We start from the raw sequence: 16,543 nt of genomic DNA, 5'->3' as shown, positions 1-16,543 counted from the left end.
GCAAACATTGACGTCAGTCAGCAAGGCCGATCATCACCGAAAGCATGTTGTTGAGAGCCAGCATGTCGGCACTCGAAAGATGACCGATCACCGGGCCGCATTTGGCGCGCGGATAGGCCATAACCTTATCCACCATGACCTGTGAAACCACCTTGAGACCATTCCCCGCCGTTGGCTCGACGGTGAGCCGATAAAGGGGGGCATCAGCGATCGTGCTGGTGAGCAGAACGACCAGCACGCTATCTGCCGCATTGAGAAAATCAGATTGAATGATGATCGCAGGGCGGGGTTTTCCATAATCGCCCTGTGCCGAAACCGTGACGAGATCACCTCTTTTCACGGTTCTGGCCATTCAGTAGCAGCCGCGATGAAATCCAGTGCTTCGGCTTCCTCGTCACGGCCGCGCAAAAGCAAACCTTGCCGCTTGGCTTCGACGGCAAATTCGGGCCTGTGAGGATCTTGCACCCAAATGCGCAGTTGCTTCATGCCCCGGTTCTGCTGCTGCTGCCGGTAGCGTTGAAACTTGGTCAGGCCGTCATCGGCGCTCTTAGGTCTCGACATAGCGTTCTCCAATAGGTCCCGCGCTACCTTAGCACGTCGGTTGCGCGCTACCTAATGATTTTGGCTGCGGTTACGAACAGCGCGAATGTCAGGATTTCCAAGATTGTCTGCCCGAGAGCCGATGTTTGCAACGGGCCGGATGTAGCAGACGACGTGGTTGCTCCCAACCAGAGACACGCACCTACTCAATCTCATACGGCATCGGGTTCCGCACCCGATGATCCACCACCAGCTTCCGTTTCAGCGGCGGCACGGCGCGGCTCGTGCATTTGACGCGCTCGCAGATGCGGCAGGAAATGCCGATCGGGTCGAAGGCGCCGCGGTTGGAGAGGTCGAGGTCGTCGGCATAGACGAAGGCGCCGGCATAGGAGATCTCGCAGCCGAGCGCCAAGGCATAGCGCGGGTTGGCGGCGCGGAAGCCGGCGGAGCCTTTTGACACTTGCGTGGCGATGCAGAGATAGCGCACGCCATCGGGCGTTTCCGCCGTCTGGCGAATGATCCGGCCCGGCGTCTCGAAGGCCTGATGGGCATTCCACAGCGGACAGGCCGCCCCGAAACGGGCGAATTGCAGGCGGGCCGCACTGTGCCGTTTGGTGATATTGCCGGCCCGGTCGATGCGGGCAAAGAAGATCGGCACGCCCTTGAGGCCCGGTCGCTGCAGCGTCGAGAGACGGTGGCAGACCTGCTCCAGCGAGGCTTCGAAGCGGGCGGCGAGCAGTTCGATATCGTGGCGCAGGTCGCGGGCGGCGGTAAGGAAGCTGCGATAGGGCAGGATCAGCGCGCCGGCGAAATAGTTGTAAAGCCCCATGCGACAGATCTCGACCGCCTCTTCACTGCGGAAATTCGCCTGTTTCAGCACCTGGTCGATTTTCGTGGCCGCCGCCAGCTGGGCGATCTGGATGGCGATCTGGAAATCGCGGGTGGGGGCCGAGGCATAACGGCTGACGGTCAGGATGCGCCCGACCGGATCGAAACGGCGGATCGCCTCGTCGCCCGCCTCGCCGCGCACCACGCGCACGCCGTGTTTCGCTTCGAGATGGCCTGAAAGCGCTGCGTAATTCTCCCCCTCCCCGAGCTTCAGCTCCGTCGCCAGCTGCTCGGCGGCAAGGTCGAGATCATGGATGTAATTGTCGACGAAATGGAAGAAGTCGCGCACCTCGTCATAAGGCGTCACCTCCTGGCTGGGGGCCGCCCCCAGCCGGTCGTCGAGGCTCGCCAGCTGCTCGTTGCCACGCCGGTAAGCCTGATGCGCGGCGATCAGCGCATGCGCAAAGCCCGGCGCGTTCTGGGTGACGAGCTTTAATTCCTGCAGGCTCGGCGAATAGGTCTCGAACAGTGGATCGGAGAGCGCCTCCGTCAGCGCCGACATCAACCGGTCGTTCTGGCCCGAGGACAGCTCAGTGATGTCGATGCCGAATTTTTCCGCCAGCGACAGAAGCACCGAGGCCGAGACGGGGCGCTGGTTGTTTTCGATCTGGTTGAGATAGCTGGTGGAAATGCCGACCATATCGGCAAACTGCGCCTGGGTGGCGCCGTTCGCCTGGCGGATGTCGCGGACCTTGCGGCCGATGAAGAGTTTCCCGATGGCCATTTCGCAAATTCGCAATTTTCAATTTGCAAATTCATAAATCCACAGATGCACCTGTTCAACCGTTTTCTTCTGCGGCACAGTGGAATAGGTGTCACATCAAGGCTTGAGAGCCAGAAGACCATTCGGGAGGACATATGCTGACGATCCTGGACCAGCTCGAAGCCCGTCGCGACGAGGCCCGCCTCGGCGGCGGCGAAAAGCGCATTGCCGCCCAGCATGGCAAGGGCAAGCTGACCGCCCGCGAGCGCATCGAGGTCCTGCTCGACGAAGGCTCCTTCGAAGAATACGACATGTATGTCACGCATCGCTGCGTGGATTTCGGCATGGAGACCCAAAAGGTGCCGGGCGACGGCGTCGTCACCGGCTGGGGCACGATCAATGGCCGCCAGGTCTATGTTTTCTCCCAGGATTTCACCGTTCTCGGCGGCTCGCTGTCGGAAACCCATGCCCAGAAGATCTGCAAGATCATGGATATGGCGATGAAGAACGGCGCACCTGTTATTGGCCTGAACGACTCGGGCGGCGCCCGCATTCAGGAAGGTGTCGCCTCGCTCGCCGGCTATGCCGATGTCTTCAAGCGCAATGTCGACGCGTCAGGCGTCATCCCGCAGATCTCCGTGATCATGGGCCCCTGCGCCGGCGGTGCCGTCTATTCGCCCGCCATGACCGATTTCATTTTCATGGTGCGGGATAGCTCGTACATGTTCGTCACCGGCCCCGATGTGGTGAAGACCGTGACCAATGAGATCGTCACGGCCGAAGAGCTTGGCGGCGCCTCGACGCACACCAAGAAGTCTTCCGTGGCAGACGGCGCCTATGAGAACGATATCGAGGCGCTGGAACAGGTCCGCCTGCTCTTCGACTTCCTGCCCCTCAACAACCGCGAAAAGCCCCCGGTCCGGCCTTTCCATGACGATCCGGCCCGCATCGAGATGCGGCTGGACACGCTGATCCCCGACAGTTCCAACAAGCCCTATGACATGAAGGAACTGATCTATGCGCTCGCCGACGAAGGTGATTTCTTCGAGATCCAGGAAGCCTTTGCGAAGAACATCATCACCGGCTTTATCCGCATGGAAGGCCAGACGGTCGGCGTCGTCGCCAACCAGCCCATGGTGCTCGCCGGCTGCCTCGACATCGATTCATCGCGCAAGGCCGCCCGCTTCGTGCGCTTCTGCGATGCCTTCTCGATCCCGATCCTGACGCTGGTCGACGTGCCTGGCTTCCTGCCCGGCACCGCCCAGGAATATGGCGGCGTCATCAAGCATGGCGCCAAGCTTCTGTTCGCATACAGCCAGGCGACCGTACCGATGGTGACCCTGATCACCCGCAAGGCCTATGGCGGCGCCTATGACGTCATGGCCTCCAAGCATATCGGCGCCGATATCAACTATGCCTGGCCAACCGCCGAAATCGCCGTCATGGGCGCCAAGGGGGCGACCGAGATCCTCTACCGTTCGGAACTCGGCGACGCCGAGAAGATCGCAGCACGGACCAAAGAATACGAAGTCAACTTTGCCAACCCCTTCAAGGCCGCCGAACGCGGTTTCATCGACGAGGTCATCATGCCGCATTCCTCCCGTCGCCGGATCGCCCGCGCCTTTGCGAGCCTTCGGAACAAGCAGGTCGGCACCCATTGGAAGAAGCACGATACGATCCCGCTTTAACGCGCGGATGTGTGTGGGCAAACCGGATGCCGAGCGCCTATATAGGCGTGAGCGTGCCCAAGGCGCTTCACCGAGAGAGGAAGAGATTTCATGACCGACGAAAAATTTCCGCCCGCCAAGAACCTGCCCGCCGGCTATGTCCCGCCCAAGGTCTGGACCTGGGAGCCGGGCAATGGCGGCCAGTTCGCCAGCATCAACCGGCCGACCGCCGGCGCTCAGACGGATGTTGAACTCCAAGTCGGTAAACATCCGCTGCAGCTCTATTCGCTCGCGACGCCGAACGGCCAGAAGGTGACGATCCTGCTTGAGGAGCTGCTTGAAGCCGGTCATCAGGGTGCGGAATACGATGCCTGGCTGATCAATATCGGCAAGGGCGAACAGTTCGGCAAAGGCTTTGTCGACATCAACCCGAATTCGAAGATCCCGGCCCTCGCCGACCATGCGCCGAAAGATGGCGGTGCGCCGATCCGGTTGTTCGAGTCCGCCTCGATCATGACCTATCTCGCGGAAAAGTTCGGTGCCTTCCTGCCGTCGGAGCCTCGCGCCCGCGCTGAAGTTCTGAATTGGCTGTTCTGGCAGATGGGATCTGCCCCCTTCGTCGGTGGCGGCTTCGGCCACTTCTTCTCCTACGCGCCAATGAAGATCCAATATGCGATCGATCGTTACGCCATGGAGGCCAAGCGTCAGATGGACGTTCTGAACCGGCAGCTCGCCGACAACGAATTCGTCGCCGGCAAGGAATACTCCATCGCCGACATGGCCATCTGGCCCTGGTATGGCCGCCTCGCGCTCGACACTTCCTATCCGGATGCCGGCACCTTCCTGTCGACCCATGAATACGACCACGTCCTGCGCTGGGCCAAGCAACTTGCCGAACGGCCCGCCCTGAAGCGCGGGGTGATGGTCAACAAGACCTCCGGCCCGCTTGCTGAGCAATTGCACGAACGCCACGATGCCTCCGACTTCTTGACGAAGACGCAGGACAAGATCAGCGAGGCGTAAGGGAGACGCAAATGTCCAAGGCACCAGACATGATCAAGCACCGTGGCTTCCCTTCCGGGATGCCGGGAACCGGTGTGCAGTTCACCATCCGCCGTGCCAATGATCGGGGAGTAACCCCGATCAAGGCCCTGCCGCGCAAGGCGCGGCCGGGCACCAAGGAACACCGGATCGACGCCGCCTTCCTGCATGCGCTCTGGCACCAGTTCGGGGCCGAGCCCTTCATTCGCGGCAATCTCGACGCCGCACGGATGAGCCTCCTTTTCGGCCGTGAGGTCGTGCCGGCCGAGAAGGACTTCGATCCGCAATCCTATGATGCGATGCTGGTGATCGACGAACGGGTCGCCCGCAAGAACTTCCCCGAATCCTTCGAAGACGTGTTTGAGGTCTGAGGTCATGGCAAAAGATCCGATCATGCCCAAACATCAGGGTTTTCCGGCAGGCCTCCTCGGCACGCAGTGGCAGTACACGATCCGCCGGCCGAACCCGAAGGTGACGCCGCTCACCAACTGGCCGCGCCACCGGACGATGGACCAGACCGTCGCGGCGGCCGATTCAGGCTTTGTCCAGGCGCTCTGGCAGTATTTTGGCACCGAACCCTTCGAGCGCGGCAATCTCGACGGCGAGCGGCTCTGCCGCCTCTTCGGCCGGGAAGTGATTGCCGCCGAACGCGGTTTCGATCCGCAATCCTACTTCGCCAAGCTGAAGCTCAACGAACCGCTGGCCCGCAAGAATTTTCCCGATGCGTTCGGGGATGTGAAGGACGAGCAGAGCGTGGCCAAGGGCTTGAAGAAGAAGGTCAGGGAATAGCGGGCATGCCGACACTCCTTCTCTGGAAAGGACATCGTTTTCTTTTCTACTCGAAGGAGATCGGCGAGCCGCCACATATTCACGTCCTGAAGGACGGAAAGCAGTTGAAAGTGTGGTTGCGGGATCTCGGTGTCGCCCGCAACGCAGGCTTCGCGGCCCATGAGGTGAATGCGATCCTCAAGGTCGTCGCGGAACACCGGCAGGGTTTCGAGGAGGCGTGGATGACCACTTTGGACATTGATGAGCGGCAACTGCAGATTCGCTCCGTGGACGTCACGGATGACAGCATCATCTTCGACATGATGGATGGGCGCAGGATCGTGGCGCCGCTCTGGTGGTATCCACGCCTCGCCTCCGCTTCCCCCGAGCAGCGTGCCAAGGGTGAAATTCTCCCCTTTGGTGACGCCGTCGGCTGGGAAGAGATCGACGAATACATCAGCGCCAAGGCGCTCATCATCGGAGGTGCCGCTCCCGGCGCCGTCCCACCTGCTCAAGCTGCCGAGTGACAACAATGATCCAGAAAATCCTCATCGCCAACCGGGGCGAAATCGCCTGCCGGGTCATCAAGACCGCAAAGAAGCTCGGCATCAAGACGGTTGCCGTCTATTCCGATGCTGACCGCAATGCGCTGCATGTCGAGATGGCGGATGAGGCGGTGCATATCGGCCCAGCCCCGTCGAACCAGTCCTATATCGTCATCGACAAGATCCTCGATGCGATCAGACAGACTGGCGCCGATGCGGTCCATCCCGGCTATGGCTTCCTTTCGGAAAACGCCGCATTTGCCGAAGCGTTGGAAAAGGCGGGCGTCACCTTCATCGGGCCACCGGTGGGCGCGATCCAGGCCATGGGTGACAAGATCACGTCGAAGAAGCTAGCGGCAGAAGCCGGCGTCTCAACCGTACCTGGTCATATGGGCCTGATCGCGGATGCTGACGAGGCGGTGAAGATTTCGGATCAGATCGGCTATCCCGTCATGATCAAGGCCTCGGCCGGCGGCGGCGGCAAGGGCATGCGCATCGCCTGGAACGATGAGGAAGCCCGCGAAGGTTTCCAGTCGTCGAAGAACGAGGCGAAGAATTCCTTCGGTGACGACCGCATCTTTATCGAGAAGTTCGTCACCGAACCGCGCCATATCGAAATACAGGTGCTCGGCGACAAGCACGGCAACACGCTCTATCTCGGCGAGCGCGAATGTTCGATCCAGCGGCGGAACCAGAAGGTCATCGAAGAGGCCCCCTCGCCCTTCCTCGATGCCGCCACCCGCAAGGCCATGGGCGAACAGGCAGTCGCGCTGGCAAAAGCCGTCGGTTATCACTCCGCCGGTACCGTCGAATTCATCGTCGATGGAAAAGAGAACAAGTTCTACTTCCTCGAGATGAACACCCGCCTGCAGGTCGAGCATCCCGTCACCGAACTGGTGACCGGACTGGACTTGGTCGAGCAGATGATCCGCGTTGCTGCGGGCGAAAAACTCAGCTTCGGCCAGGACGATGTGAAGCTCAACGGCTGGGCGATCGAAAGCCGACTCTATGCTGAAGACCCGTATCGCAACTTCCTGCCTTCGATCGGCCGCCTCAGCCGCTATCACCCACCGGAAGAAGGCGAGCGCCCCGATGGTACGGTGGTGCGCAACGACACCGGCGTCTTCGAAGGCGGCGAGATCTCGATGTATTACGACCCGATGATCGCCAAGCTCTGCACCTGGGCACCCGGCGAAGGCGACACCGCGCGCCTCGCAGCAATCAAGGCCATGGGCAAGGCGCTGAACAGCTTCGAGGTCGAGGGCATCGGCCACAACCTGCCATTCCTCTCGGCTGTCATGGGCCAGGAGCGTTTCCGCTCCGGCAAGATCACCACCGCCTATATCGCCGAGGAATTCAAGGACGGTTTTGCCGGTGTGGCGCCGGATACGGCAACCGAGCACCTGCTCGCAGCCTTCGCAGCCGTTGCCCATTATCGACGCGAAAGCCGCGCAACCCAGATTTCCGGCACGCTCGGAAACCATCCGCGCAAGCTCGGCCGCGACTGGGTGGTTGCGATTGGGGAGATCAGGCACGCAGTCACTCTTCGTTCGGAACCGACCGAAACCATCGTGCAGTTCGCGACCGGTGAAAGCCTGCGCATCGACACGACCTGGCAACCGGGCCAGACGCTCGCCCATATCCTCGTCGATGGCGACCCCACCATCATCAAGGTCGACCTCAAGGGCCCGGCCATCCGCCTGCGCATGCACGGCATAGACGTGACGGCCCGCATCCGCTCCCCGCGCGTCGCAGCCCTCGCCAAACTCATGCCGGAAAAACTGCCGCCGGATACCTCGAAAATGCTGCTCTGCCCGATGCCGGGTGTGATCACCGGGGTCGCGGTGAAGGAGGGCGAGACCGTCGAGGCCGGGCAGGCGCTCGCCACGGTCGAGGCGATGAAGATGGAAAACATCCTCAAGGCCGAACGCCGCGGCACCGTGAAGAAGATCGTCGTCAAGCCGGGCCAGAGTCTGGCAGTGGACGAGCTGATCATGGAGTTCGAGGGGTGATCGGATGCGCCTGAAGAAGGAGTTCGGCATCTTCGGCGCTTTGTTTTCCGCAATGGCCGTCATGTCGGTGCTGGACATCTATTCGATGGGCACAGCAGGTGGCTTCCTTCTTCTGACGGGAATACCGACGCCGGGAGGTGCCCCACTATGGGTGCATGTGATGAACATGGGCATCAAAGGATTTTGGGCAGCCATTGCCTACGGCACAGTTATGAAGGCAGTCTTCGATGGAGTTTCAGCAATTCGCGTTGCGGCGCTGTGGGTCGCCGGTGTCTTGATCGTCGCTCTTCTCGGGGGGCTAGCGGAGAACGGCGTCTTGCAGATTTCAACGGCGATGCTGGTCGGCATGGCTGCGTACTTTCTCATCGGCCAGATCCTTGCGAGAGACTGGGTTTCCAGATGAAGCTGAGCCAAGAACCATTTGATCGCGGAGTTCGAAGGATGAAATCGCCGCCGATGATCGAACGGAGTATCCGCGCGGCATGCTCACCAACCGTCGCAATCCACCTAGGACAGACGCTTCAGCATATGCCGCTGATGATCCTGTCCACCAAAAAACACAGCGAGCAGCCGGAGCACCTTTTGCGTCTCCTGGGCCTGAAAATAGAAGACCACCTTGTTTTTGGTTACATGCCTAACACCCTCAAATCCAGGGTAAGAAGTGAAGGTTCCCTGATGGGGCGCGCGAGCTATCGATTGAAGATCGCGCTCAATCCCATCCATGCGCCGCAGCGCGCGATCAATCGCCTGTGGGAGGTCATCGCCCAGAGCCACATAACTATCAATGAGATGCCGGAATATGATCCGCAGATCTTCAGTACTCGCCTGAGAACGGACGATCCTAAAGACCATAGGACGCCTTCACTTCGGCGATCATCTCCTCGATCTGCACCCGGCTCGCTTCTTCCGACAGGAACGGACCTTCCATGCGTCGCAGAAGCAGAGCCTTCAACGCCTCAACGTCCTCCTGCCCCATCTCCGTCTCTTCGCGCACCAGATCCAGCCCTCGCTCGACGACGGCGGCAAGGCTTGGAAAATGGCCATCCTCCACCAGCTTGCGGGCGAATTCTTCCTGCTGGGGCGAGAGCGAGACAGAGGCTTTTACAGTCATGGCAAGGCGCTCCGGTTGAGCTTCCAAGAATAGCCCGACGCCGAATTTCCGTCAAACTGACCTCAATCGGCGAACCGCCGAACCGCGCAGCCTTCAGATAAGGATCGCATCGATGACCAAGAAAACCATTGCCGACTGGCAGGCGCTTGCCGAGAAGGAATTGAAGCGCCCCGCCGACAGCCTTGTCTGGCAGACACCGGAGGGCATTCCGGTGAAGCCGCTGTATACGGCAGACGACATCGCCGGCATCGGCCATCTCGACAGCCTGCCAGGCTTTGCCCCCTTCGTGCGCGGGCCGCGCGCCACCATGTATGCCGGTCGGCCCTGGACGATCCGGCAATATGCCGGCTTCTCGACGGCGGAGGAGAGCAATGCCTTCTACCGCAAGGCGCTTGCCGCCGGCCAGCAGGGAGTCTCGGTCGCCTTCGATCTTGCCACCCATCGCGGTTATGACTCGGATCATCCCCGCGTCGAGGGCGATGTCGGCAAGGCGGGTGTGGCGATCGACTCGGTCGAGGACATGAAGATACTGTTCGACGGGATTCCGCTGCAGGACATCTCGGTGTCGATGACCATGAATGGCGCCGTCATCCCGATCCTGGCGAACTTCATTGTTACGGGTGAGGAGCAAGGGGTATCACGCGAAAAACTGTCCGGGACCATCCAGAACGACATCCTCAAGGAGTTCATGGTCCGCAACACCTATATCTATCCGCCCGAACCCTCGATGCGGATCATCGCCGACATCATCGAATACACGGCGAAGGAGATGCCGAAGTTCAATTCGATCTCGATCTCCGGCTATCACATGCAGGAGGCCGGCGCGACGCTGGTGCAGGAGCTTGCCTTCACGCTGGCCGACGGGCGCGAATATGTCCGTGCAGCCATCGCCAAGGGCATGGATGTCGATGAATTCGCCGGCCGGCTGTCGTTCTTCTTCGCCATCGGCATGAACTTTTTCATGGAGGCCGCCAAGCTGCGCGCCGCCCGCCTGCTCTGGACCCGCATCATGCAGGAATTCGAGCCGAAGAAGGCGTCCTCCCTGATGCTACGCACCCATTGCCAGACATCGGGCGTGTCGCTCGCCGAACAGGACCCCTACAACAATATCATCCGCACCGCCTTTGAGGCCATGTCGGCAGCCCTTGGCGGCACGCAGTCGCTGCATACAAATTCCTTCGACGAGGCGATTGCCCTGCCGACCGAATTCTCCGCCCGCATCGCCCGCAACACCCAGCTGATCCTGCAGAACGAGACGGGTGTCACCAAGGTGGTCGATCCGCTCGCCGGCTCCTACTATGTCGAGAGCCTGACCAACGAATTGGCGGAAAAAGCCTGGGCGCTGATCGAGGAGGTCGAAAGCCTGGGCGGCATGACCAAGGCTGTCGATGACGGCCTGCCGAAGCGCCTGATCGAGGAGGCCGCCACCCGCCGCCAGGCAGCCGTCGACCGGGGCGAGGAGGTGATCGTCGGGGTCAACAAGTTCCGCCTGGAAAACGAAGAACCCATCGACATCCTCGAAATTGACAACACCGCCGTCCGTCTGTCGCAGGTCAAGCGCATCGAGCAGACGCGGCGCCAGCGTGACCCGAAACGGGTCACTGAAACCCTCGCGCGCCTGACCGAAATCGCCCGTACGGGAGAGGGCAACCTGCTCGAAGCCGCTGTCGAGGCGGCGCGTGCCCGTGCGACCGTCGGCGAGATTTCGGACGCCATGCGCGCCGTCTTCGGCGATCACGTTGCTGTCCCCGAAGTCGTGCATGACATCTATGGCAAGGCTTACGAGGGCGATCCGGAAATGGAGACGCTGTCGACCCGCCTCAAGGACTACGGCAAGGCGGCCGCCAAGCCACGCATCCTGATCGCCAAGCTCGGGCAGGATGGCCATGATCGCGGCGCCAAGGTGATTGCGTCGGCCTTCGGCGATATCGGCTTCGATGTTGTGGCAGGCCCCCTCTTCCAGACGCCGGAGGAAGCAGCCGATCTCGCCGTCGCCAACAAGGTCCAGGTCGTCGGCATGTCCTCGCTTGCGGCCGGCCATAAGACGCTCGCCCCACAGCTGGTCGAAGCGCTGAAGGCCAAGGGTGCCAACGACGTGATCGTCGTCGTCGGTGGCGTCATTCCGCGCCAGGATTATGACTTCCTACTGGAGCATGGCGTCTCCGCCGTCTTCGGCCCCGGCACCAATGTCATGGATGCCGCGCGCTCTGTGCTTGACCTGCTGGAGGGGCGCCTGCGAAACAGTTGAAGGCTGACGGCTCGGGGAGGAGCATGGAGACCTACGATTACATCGTCATCGGCGCCGGCACTGCCGGCTGCCTGCTGGCCAACCGGCTCTCCGCCGATCCGTCTCGGCGTGTGCTTCTGCTCGAAGCCGGCGGCAGCGACAACTATCACTGGATCCATATTCCGGTCGGTTATCTCTACTGCATCAACAATCCGCGCACCGACTGGTGTTTTAAGACAGAGGCCGAGCCGGGCCTGAACGGTCGCGCCATCGGCTATCCCAGAGGCAAGGTGCTGGGCGGCTGCTCCTCGATCAACGGCATGATCTATATGCGCGGCCAGGCCCGCGACTACGACCAATGGCGCCAGATGGGCTGTGAAGGCTGGGGCTGGGATGACGTGCTGCCGCTCTTCAAAAAGACCGAAGACTTCCACAAGGGTGCCGACGACAAGCATGGTTCAGGCGGCGAATGGCGCGTGGAAAAGGCCAGGCTTCGCTGGGATGTGCTGGAAGCGTTTCGCGAGGCGGCCAAACAGGCTGGCATCCCGGAAACGGACGACTTCAATCGCGGCGACAACGAAGGCTCCGGCTTCTTCGAGGTCAACCAGCGCTCCGGGATCCGCTGGAACACGGCGAAGGCATTTCTGAAGCCGATCCGTCACCGGAAGAACCTGACGATCCTCACGCGCGCCCATGTGAAGCGGCTGACCATCGAAGGCGACCGCGTAACCGGCGCCGAAGTGCATCACGACGGCGCGCTGAAACGCTTCGCCGCCCGCCGCGAGGTCGTGCTCTCAGCCGGCGCGATCGGCTCGCCGCAGATCCTGGAACTCTCCGGCATTGGCCGCGGTGACGTCCTGCAGAATGCCGGGATAGAAACGGTGCGCGAAGTGCCAGCCGTCGGCGAAAACCTGCAGGACCACCTTCAGCTCCGCCTCGTCTTCAAGGTCAAGGGCGTGCCGACGCTCAACGAGCGTGCGTCGAGCCTCCTCGGCAAGGCGATGATCGGGCTGGAATATGCGCTCCGTCGCTCTGGCCCGATGTCCATGGCGCCGAGCCAGCTCGGCATCTTCACCCGCTCCGGCCCGGACAAGGAAGCCGCCGACCTCGAATATCATGTCCAGCCGGTCTCGCTCGACAAGTTCGGCGACCCCGTCCACCCCTTCCCCGCGATGACGGCGAGCGTCTGCAATCTCAGACCCGAAAGCCGGGGCTCAGTGCACATATTGGGACCGGACTTCGCCGCCCAACCGAAGATCGCGCCGAACTACCTCTCGACACCTGGCGACCGCGAGGTCGCCGTCCGTTCGATCCGGCTGACGCGTCGCATCGCCGCCCAGCCCGCCTTTGCCCGGTATCAACCGGAGGAATATCGGCCGGGATCAGCACTCGAAAGCGATGCCGATCTGGAGAAAGCCGCCGGCGACATCGGCACGACCATCTTCCATCCCGTCGGCACCTGCCGCATGGGGGCGGATCCGGACAGCGTGGTCGATCCGCGCCTGCGGGTGCGGGCCCTGAAGGGCCTGCGCATCGCCGATGCCTCGGTCATGCCGACCATCACCTCGGGCAACACCAACTCCCCGGCCCTGATGATTGCCGAAAAGGCGGCAGCAATGATCCTCGAAGATCACCGCTGACGCCATTCATTAGCTGCGGTCGTCGGCATTCGCCCCGAGCAGTTTCGGCAGATCGCCGAAGCGGGCGACGAGACCGAACACCGTGGCGGCCACGGCCACGAACAGGATCGTCACCGAAGCCATGACCGGCGTATAGCCGTAACGCAGCGCATTGAAGATCTTGATCGGCAGCGTCTCCATCACGAAACCGACCGTCATGTAGGCGACGATGTATTCGTTGAGCGAGAGCACGAAGGCGAAGGCATAGCCGGAGACGAGGTAGGGCGCGATGAGCGGCAGCACGACGGTGCGGAAGATCGTCCGGTCATCGGCGCCCATGGTGGCGGCTGCCTCGACCAGCGAGCGGTCGATCGCCGAGAAACCGAGCGACAGCGTCACTAGGGGCAGCGTGACGAAGAAGATCGCGTGGCTGATCACGGCCGTCCAGGGTTGGCCATAGAAGCCGGTCGCGGCCCAGAAGGTGAGCAGGCCCAGCGCCGTGATGACCGGCGGCAGCGTGAAGGGCGCGATGCCCAGCAGCTGGAAGACCTGCGCCCAGGGGGCGAGGCGCCGCCAGAGGAACCAGGCGAGCGGCAGGGCAATGGCGACCGCAAGAGCCGCCGCACAAAGCGCCAGGATGACCGAGGCGAAGAAGGCCGCACGCCAGCCGGGATCGGTGAAGATCGCGCCATACCACGAGAGCGCAAAGCCCTGCGGCGGAAAGTTCAGGCTCTGCTTGGCATTCACCGAGACCCCTGCGACGACCACGATGGGCGCAGCAAGGAAAATGCCGATCAGGGTAAAGTAGAGACGGGTCAGGGCCTTGTTCATGCTGCCTCTCCCTTGCGACCAATGAGCAGCGTCAGCGCCACCATGCCAAGCGTGACGAGCACGAGGAACACGGCCATGGCGGCGGCGAACGGCATGTTGGACTGGTAGATCGCCTGGTCGGTAATCAGCACCGAAAGCGTCCAGTGCGAGGGTCGACCGAGGATCTGCGGCAGAAGGTAAGAGCCAAGCGCAAAGATGAACACCATGATCAGCGTAGCAATTAGCGTGTTTCTCAGGGCGGGGACGACCACCGTGAAGAAGGCCTTGATCGGCGAAGCGCCGAGCGTGCGGGCGGCTTCCGTCAGCGTTGGATCAAGCCGGACGAGCGCGGGATAAAGTACCAGCACCGTGTAGGGCAGCGCCTGATAGGCCATGCCGGTCAGAACCGCACCAAAATTCGGCATCAGCGCCACCGGCTTTTCCATGAGCCCGATCATGACCAGCAGGTTGGTGATGCCGGCGGTGCGCGAAAACAGCGTTGACCAGGCAAAGCCGATGATGACTTCCGAGAGCGACAGGATGGAGAGGAGCGCGACCAGCCACAGCACCTGCGGTTTGCGTGACATGCGCGCCAGCAGATAGGTAAACGGTAGCGCCAGCGTCACGCAGACCACGGCAACCGCAATCGCCAGCATCAGCGAAAAGCCGAGCACGCCACCGAAGAAGACGCTGAGAAACCGGGCATAATTGTCGAAGACGAAATCCGGCGAATAGAAGCCGGTCGGATCCCGCTTGAAGAAAGAGACGGCGATCATCGTCGCGAAAGGCACGACGAAGAACAGGATCAGCATGCCCGCCGGAAAGGCGAGCGGTGCATAGTCGAGCGCGGTTTTGGGGGGCTCGCGTCTCATGCGGAAAGCACCACGGCGGTTTCGGGATCGATGACGATGCCGACATCCTGTCCGACGGTCACGACCGGCCGCTCGCGTGGCGTCGAGACGGCGACGACTTCGGTGCCGGATACATCGAGGAAGGTTTCGATCGTACCGCCGAGATCGCGGATGAAGGTAACCTTGCCGGTGATCCGGCCTTCGCCGGGGGCTGCGAGCTTGACGTCCTCGGGCCGAACCGAGAGGCTGGCCTGCGCCGAACCGGATGGAGCCGATATGCCGGCGACAGTCTGGCCGAGAACCAGCGTGGAACCGCCCTGCGCCGTCAGCGGCAGGAGGTTGGTCGAGCCGATAAAGTCGGCCACGAAACGGTCGGCCGGCTTGCGATAGATCTCGATGGGGCTTGCCGCCTGGCGGATCTTGCCGCCGCTCATCACGACGACCGTATCGGCCATGGTCATCGCCTCGCGCTGATCGTGGGTCACGACGATGGTCGTGATGCCAAGCTGCTGCTGCAGTTTGCGCAACTCCACCTGCATCGCCTCGCGCAGCTTGGCATCAAGCGCCGACAGCGGCTCATCGAGCAGGAAGAGTTTCGGGGAAATCGCAAGCGCCCGCGCAATCGCCACGCGCTGGCGCTGGCCGCCGGAGAGCTTGTGCACCGGACGGTCGGCATAGCCGGTGAGGTGGATCATCGAGAGCAGCTCATCCACCCGCTTCACTTGCTCCTCGCGACCGATGCCACGGATGCGCAAGGGATAGGCGATGTTCTCGCCGACGGTCAGATGCGGAAAAAGCGCCAGCGACTGGAAGACCATGCCGAGTTCACGCTTGTGCGTCGGCACCTGGGTGATGTCTTGCCCGTCAAGCACGATCGCGCCGCCTGTCGGGCTGTCGAGACCGGCAATCATTCGAAGCAGCGTGGTCTTGCCACAGCCGGAGGGGCCAAGCAGGCAGACGAAAGTGCCATGCGGCACGGAAAGCTCGACATTGTCCACCGCCGTGAACGGGCCGAACTGCTTGGTGATAGAGTTGAGGGCGAGGCCGGACATAGGCATCCAATCAGACGAGTGTTGTTCAAAATGGTGCGAGACAATCGACACCCAAAGGCTCGAAGTCTCGGATATTGGCGGTCACGACTGTGAGGCCGTGGGTTTTTGCGGTTGCGGCGATCAGGATGTCAGCGAGCTGGCCGTTGTGACCGCGTGCACGCATTGCCCCATCAAGAGTTCCGGCGGCAAGCGCCGTTTCGGTATCAACGACCAGAATGCTGTCCGCATAATGCTCGATGAGCCTTTGCAGCCAGAGGTGCAATTGCCGCGCCCGAGCGGGATTACCATTCTTGACCAGTTCGAGCTTCGTTGCGCCCTTCTGTATTTCAAGGACAGTGATCGTCGATAAATAAAGAGATTTCTCCCCAAAGCGCTGCCGCAACCAGTCTTCGAACGCTTCAGAGGCTCTTCCGTTGTAAAGCAACGAGACTGCATTGGTATCGAGCAGATATCCCTTCAAAGATCCACGTCCCGGCTCGGCGAAGGATTTCGTTCAAAGACCATTCCGGGTTCAGGGAAAGTTTTCAGGAAATCGACCAGATTGGGTCTCCGCGATTGGCCCTGCGTTTCGTCACTTTCAACCGCCACCAGCGTCGCCACGGGCTTGCCATCTCGCGTTATCGTCACGCTGCCGCCCTTGATCACCTCGTCCACCAGTTCGGAAAGATCGGTATTCACATCGCGCACGCTGACCGTTGCCATGAGATTG

General features: G+C 61.6%; 19 protein-coding genes. 9 read left to right on the top strand and 10 right to left on the bottom strand.

The window, feature by feature from the left end:
• Positions 1 to 13: 13 nt before the first annotated feature.
• The 3 genes from ACSV9I_RS10365 to ACSV9I_RS10355 all read right to left on the bottom strand — a co-directional run bounded on the left by ACSV9I_RS10365 (position 14) and on the right by ACSV9I_RS10355 (position 2,152).
• Positions 14 to 340: a type II toxin-antitoxin system PemK/MazF family toxin gene (locus ACSV9I_RS10365; RefSeq protein WP_298463870.1), complete on the bottom strand. Its 327-nt coding sequence runs from the start codon at positions 338 to 340 to the stop codon at positions 14 to 16.
• Complete coding sequence (locus ACSV9I_RS10360; RefSeq protein ID WP_438328794.1) at positions 337 to 561, bottom strand: antitoxin MazE-like protein; 225 nt, start codon at positions 559 to 561, stop codon at positions 337 to 339. Before ACSV9I_RS10360 ends, ACSV9I_RS10365 begins: the two co-directional genes overlap by 4 nt.
• 181 nt (positions 562 to 742) lie before the next feature.
• Positions 743 to 2,152 (bottom strand): helix-turn-helix domain-containing protein, encoded by a 1,410-nt coding sequence (locus ACSV9I_RS10355; RefSeq protein ID WP_438328792.1) that lies wholly within the window; start codon positions 2,150 to 2,152, stop codon positions 743 to 745.
• A gap of 134 nt (positions 2,153 to 2,286) precedes the next feature.
• Between ACSV9I_RS10355 and ACSV9I_RS10350 the strand changes: the two genes are divergently transcribed.
• From ACSV9I_RS10350 to ACSV9I_RS10320, 7 genes are all read left to right on the top strand, one after another.
• Entirely contained in the window at positions 2,287 to 3,819 is a 1,533-nt protein-coding gene (locus ACSV9I_RS10350; protein ID WP_438328790.1) for an acyl-CoA carboxylase subunit beta, read from the top strand.
• A gap of 90 nt (positions 3,820 to 3,909) precedes the next feature.
• The gene (gene yghU / locus ACSV9I_RS10345; protein ID WP_438328788.1) at positions 3,910 to 4,821 is read left to right on the top strand and encodes a glutathione-dependent disulfide-bond oxidoreductase; all 912 of its coding nucleotides are present in this window, start codon (positions 3,910 to 3,912) and stop codon (positions 4,819 to 4,821) included.
• An 11-nt stretch (positions 4,822 to 4,832) separates the two neighbouring features.
• On the top strand, positions 4,833 to 5,210 hold the full coding sequence (locus tag ACSV9I_RS10340) for a hypothetical protein (RefSeq protein ID WP_054156969.1): 378 nt from the start codon (positions 4,833 to 4,835) through the stop codon (positions 5,208 to 5,210).
• 4 nt (positions 5,211 to 5,214) lie between these two features.
• Positions 5,215 to 5,628 (top strand): hypothetical protein, encoded by a 414-nt coding sequence (locus ACSV9I_RS10335; protein WP_438328786.1) that lies wholly within the window; start codon positions 5,215 to 5,217, stop codon positions 5,626 to 5,628.
• 5 nt (positions 5,629 to 5,633) lie between these two features.
• Positions 5,634 to 6,134, top strand: coding sequence for a DUF4160 domain-containing protein (locus ACSV9I_RS10330; RefSeq protein ID WP_438328785.1), 501 nt, complete (start codon positions 5,634 to 5,636; stop codon positions 6,132 to 6,134).
• 5 nt (positions 6,135 to 6,139) lie between these two features.
• Complete coding sequence (locus tag ACSV9I_RS10325) at positions 6,140 to 8,164, top strand: acetyl-CoA carboxylase biotin carboxylase subunit (RefSeq protein WP_438328784.1); 2,025 nt, start codon at positions 6,140 to 6,142, stop codon at positions 8,162 to 8,164.
• A 4-nt stretch (positions 8,165 to 8,168) separates the two neighbouring features.
• Positions 8,169 to 8,567: a hypothetical protein gene (locus ACSV9I_RS10320; RefSeq protein WP_438328783.1), complete on the top strand. Its 399-nt coding sequence runs from the start codon at positions 8,169 to 8,171 to the stop codon at positions 8,565 to 8,567.
• A gap of 104 nt (positions 8,568 to 8,671) precedes the next feature.
• Here the strand turns inward: ACSV9I_RS10320 and ACSV9I_RS10315 are convergent, their stop codons facing one another.
• Entirely contained in the window at positions 8,672 to 9,016 is a 345-nt protein-coding gene (locus ACSV9I_RS10315) for a type II toxin-antitoxin system RelE/ParE family toxin (RefSeq protein WP_438328782.1), read from the bottom strand.
• Complete coding sequence (locus ACSV9I_RS10310) at positions 9,006 to 9,275, bottom strand: ribbon-helix-helix domain-containing protein (RefSeq protein WP_438328781.1); 270 nt, start codon at positions 9,273 to 9,275, stop codon at positions 9,006 to 9,008. Before ACSV9I_RS10310 ends, ACSV9I_RS10315 begins: the two co-directional genes overlap by 11 nt.
• A 112-nt stretch (positions 9,276 to 9,387) precedes the next feature.
• Here ACSV9I_RS10310 and scpA point away from each other — a divergent pair, with 112 nt between their 5' ends.
• Positions 9,388 to 11,523 carry a methylmalonyl-CoA mutase gene (gene scpA, locus ACSV9I_RS10305; RefSeq protein WP_438328779.1) on the top strand — a complete coding sequence of 712 codons (2,136 nt, stop codon included), beginning with the start codon at positions 9,388 to 9,390 and terminating at the stop codon, positions 11,521 to 11,523.
• Between the two features lie 23 nt (positions 11,524 to 11,546).
• Positions 11,547 to 13,142, top strand: coding sequence for a GMC family oxidoreductase (locus ACSV9I_RS10300; protein WP_438328778.1), 1,596 nt, complete (start codon positions 11,547 to 11,549; stop codon positions 13,140 to 13,142).
• A 9-nt stretch (positions 13,143 to 13,151) separates the two neighbouring features.
• Here ACSV9I_RS10300 and ACSV9I_RS10295 read toward each other — a convergent pair whose 3' ends face one another.
• The 5 genes from ACSV9I_RS10295 to ACSV9I_RS10275 are packed head-to-tail and all read right to left on the bottom strand — an operon-like array spanning position 13,152 to position 16,536.
• Positions 13,152 to 13,952: an ABC transporter permease gene (locus ACSV9I_RS10295; protein ID WP_438328776.1), complete on the bottom strand. Its 801-nt coding sequence runs from the start codon at positions 13,950 to 13,952 to the stop codon at positions 13,152 to 13,154.
• A complete protein-coding gene (locus tag ACSV9I_RS10290; RefSeq protein ID WP_438328775.1) occupies positions 13,949 to 14,803 on the bottom strand; it encodes an ABC transporter permease in 855 nt (284 codons plus the stop codon). Before ACSV9I_RS10290 ends, ACSV9I_RS10295 begins: the two co-directional genes overlap by 4 nt.
• Positions 14,800 to 15,834, bottom strand: a complete 1,035-nt coding sequence (locus ACSV9I_RS10285) for an ABC transporter ATP-binding protein (protein WP_438328774.1) — start codon at positions 15,832 to 15,834, stop codon at positions 14,800 to 14,802. Before ACSV9I_RS10285 ends, ACSV9I_RS10290 begins: the two co-directional genes overlap by 4 nt.
• Positions 15,835 to 15,859: 25 nt before the next feature.
• Positions 15,860 to 16,294, bottom strand: coding sequence for a type II toxin-antitoxin system VapC family toxin (locus ACSV9I_RS10280; RefSeq protein ID WP_438328773.1), 435 nt, complete (start codon positions 16,292 to 16,294; stop codon positions 15,860 to 15,862).
• Positions 16,291 to 16,536, bottom strand: a complete 246-nt coding sequence (locus tag ACSV9I_RS10275; protein WP_438328772.1) for a type II toxin-antitoxin system Phd/YefM family antitoxin — start codon at positions 16,534 to 16,536, stop codon at positions 16,291 to 16,293. Before ACSV9I_RS10275 ends, ACSV9I_RS10280 begins: the two co-directional genes overlap by 4 nt.
• Positions 16,537 to 16,543 lie beyond the last annotated feature (7 nt).

Origin of the sequence: Rhizobium sp. G187 (assembly GCF_051549525.1) — a bacterium.
GTDB lineage: Bacteria > Pseudomonadota > Alphaproteobacteria > Rhizobiales > Rhizobiaceae > Allorhizobium.
Note: the sequence above shows the minus strand (reverse complement) of the source record. Positions and strands in the feature narration are given on the sequence as shown.

What these genes read in the sequence shown, in the direction of transcription:
- ACSV9I_RS10360 (WP_438328794.1), bottom strand. Translation starts at nt 561, where the DNA reads ATGTCGAGACCTAAGAGCGCCGATGACGGCCTGACCAAGTTTCAACGC.
- ACSV9I_RS10355 (WP_438328792.1), bottom strand. Translation starts at nt 2,152, where the DNA reads ATGGCCATCGGGAAACTCTTCATCGGCCGCAAGGTCCGCGACATCCGC.
- ACSV9I_RS10350 (WP_438328790.1), top strand. Translation starts at nt 2,287, where the DNA reads ATGCTGACGATCCTGGACCAGCTCGAAGCCCGTCGCGACGAGGCCCGC.
- yghU (WP_438328788.1), top strand. Translation starts at nt 3,910, where the DNA reads ATGACCGACGAAAAATTTCCGCCCGCCAAGAACCTGCCCGCCGGCTAT.
- ACSV9I_RS10340 (WP_054156969.1), top strand. Translation starts at nt 4,833, where the DNA reads ATGTCCAAGGCACCAGACATGATCAAGCACCGTGGCTTCCCTTCCGGG.
- ACSV9I_RS10335 (WP_438328786.1), top strand. Translation starts at nt 5,215, where the DNA reads ATGGCAAAAGATCCGATCATGCCCAAACATCAGGGTTTTCCGGCAGGC.
- ACSV9I_RS10330 (WP_438328785.1), top strand. Translation starts at nt 5,634, where the DNA reads ATGCCGACACTCCTTCTCTGGAAAGGACATCGTTTTCTTTTCTACTCG.
- ACSV9I_RS10325 (WP_438328784.1), top strand. Translation starts at nt 6,140, where the DNA reads ATGATCCAGAAAATCCTCATCGCCAACCGGGGCGAAATCGCCTGCCGG.
- ACSV9I_RS10320 (WP_438328783.1), top strand. Translation starts at nt 8,169, where the DNA reads ATGCGCCTGAAGAAGGAGTTCGGCATCTTCGGCGCTTTGTTTTCCGCA.
- ACSV9I_RS10315 (WP_438328782.1), bottom strand. Translation starts at nt 9,016, where the DNA reads ATGGTCTTTAGGATCGTCCGTTCTCAGGCGAGTACTGAAGATCTGCGG.
- ACSV9I_RS10310 (WP_438328781.1), bottom strand. Translation starts at nt 9,275, where the DNA reads ATGACTGTAAAAGCCTCTGTCTCGCTCTCGCCCCAGCAGGAAGAATTC.
- scpA (WP_438328779.1), top strand. Translation starts at nt 9,388, where the DNA reads ATGACCAAGAAAACCATTGCCGACTGGCAGGCGCTTGCCGAGAAGGAA.
- ACSV9I_RS10300 (WP_438328778.1), top strand. Translation starts at nt 11,547, where the DNA reads ATGGAGACCTACGATTACATCGTCATCGGCGCCGGCACTGCCGGCTGC.
- ACSV9I_RS10295 (WP_438328776.1), bottom strand. Translation starts at nt 13,952, where the DNA reads ATGAACAAGGCCCTGACCCGTCTCTACTTTACCCTGATCGGCATTTTC.
- ACSV9I_RS10290 (WP_438328775.1), bottom strand. Translation starts at nt 14,803, where the DNA reads ATGAGACGCGAGCCCCCCAAAACCGCGCTCGACTATGCACCGCTCGCC.
- ACSV9I_RS10285 (WP_438328774.1), bottom strand. Translation starts at nt 15,834, where the DNA reads ATGTCCGGCCTCGCCCTCAACTCTATCACCAAGCAGTTCGGCCCGTTC.
- ACSV9I_RS10275 (WP_438328772.1), bottom strand. Translation starts at nt 16,536, where the DNA reads ATGGCAACGGTCAGCGTGCGCGATGTGAATACCGATCTTTCCGAACTG.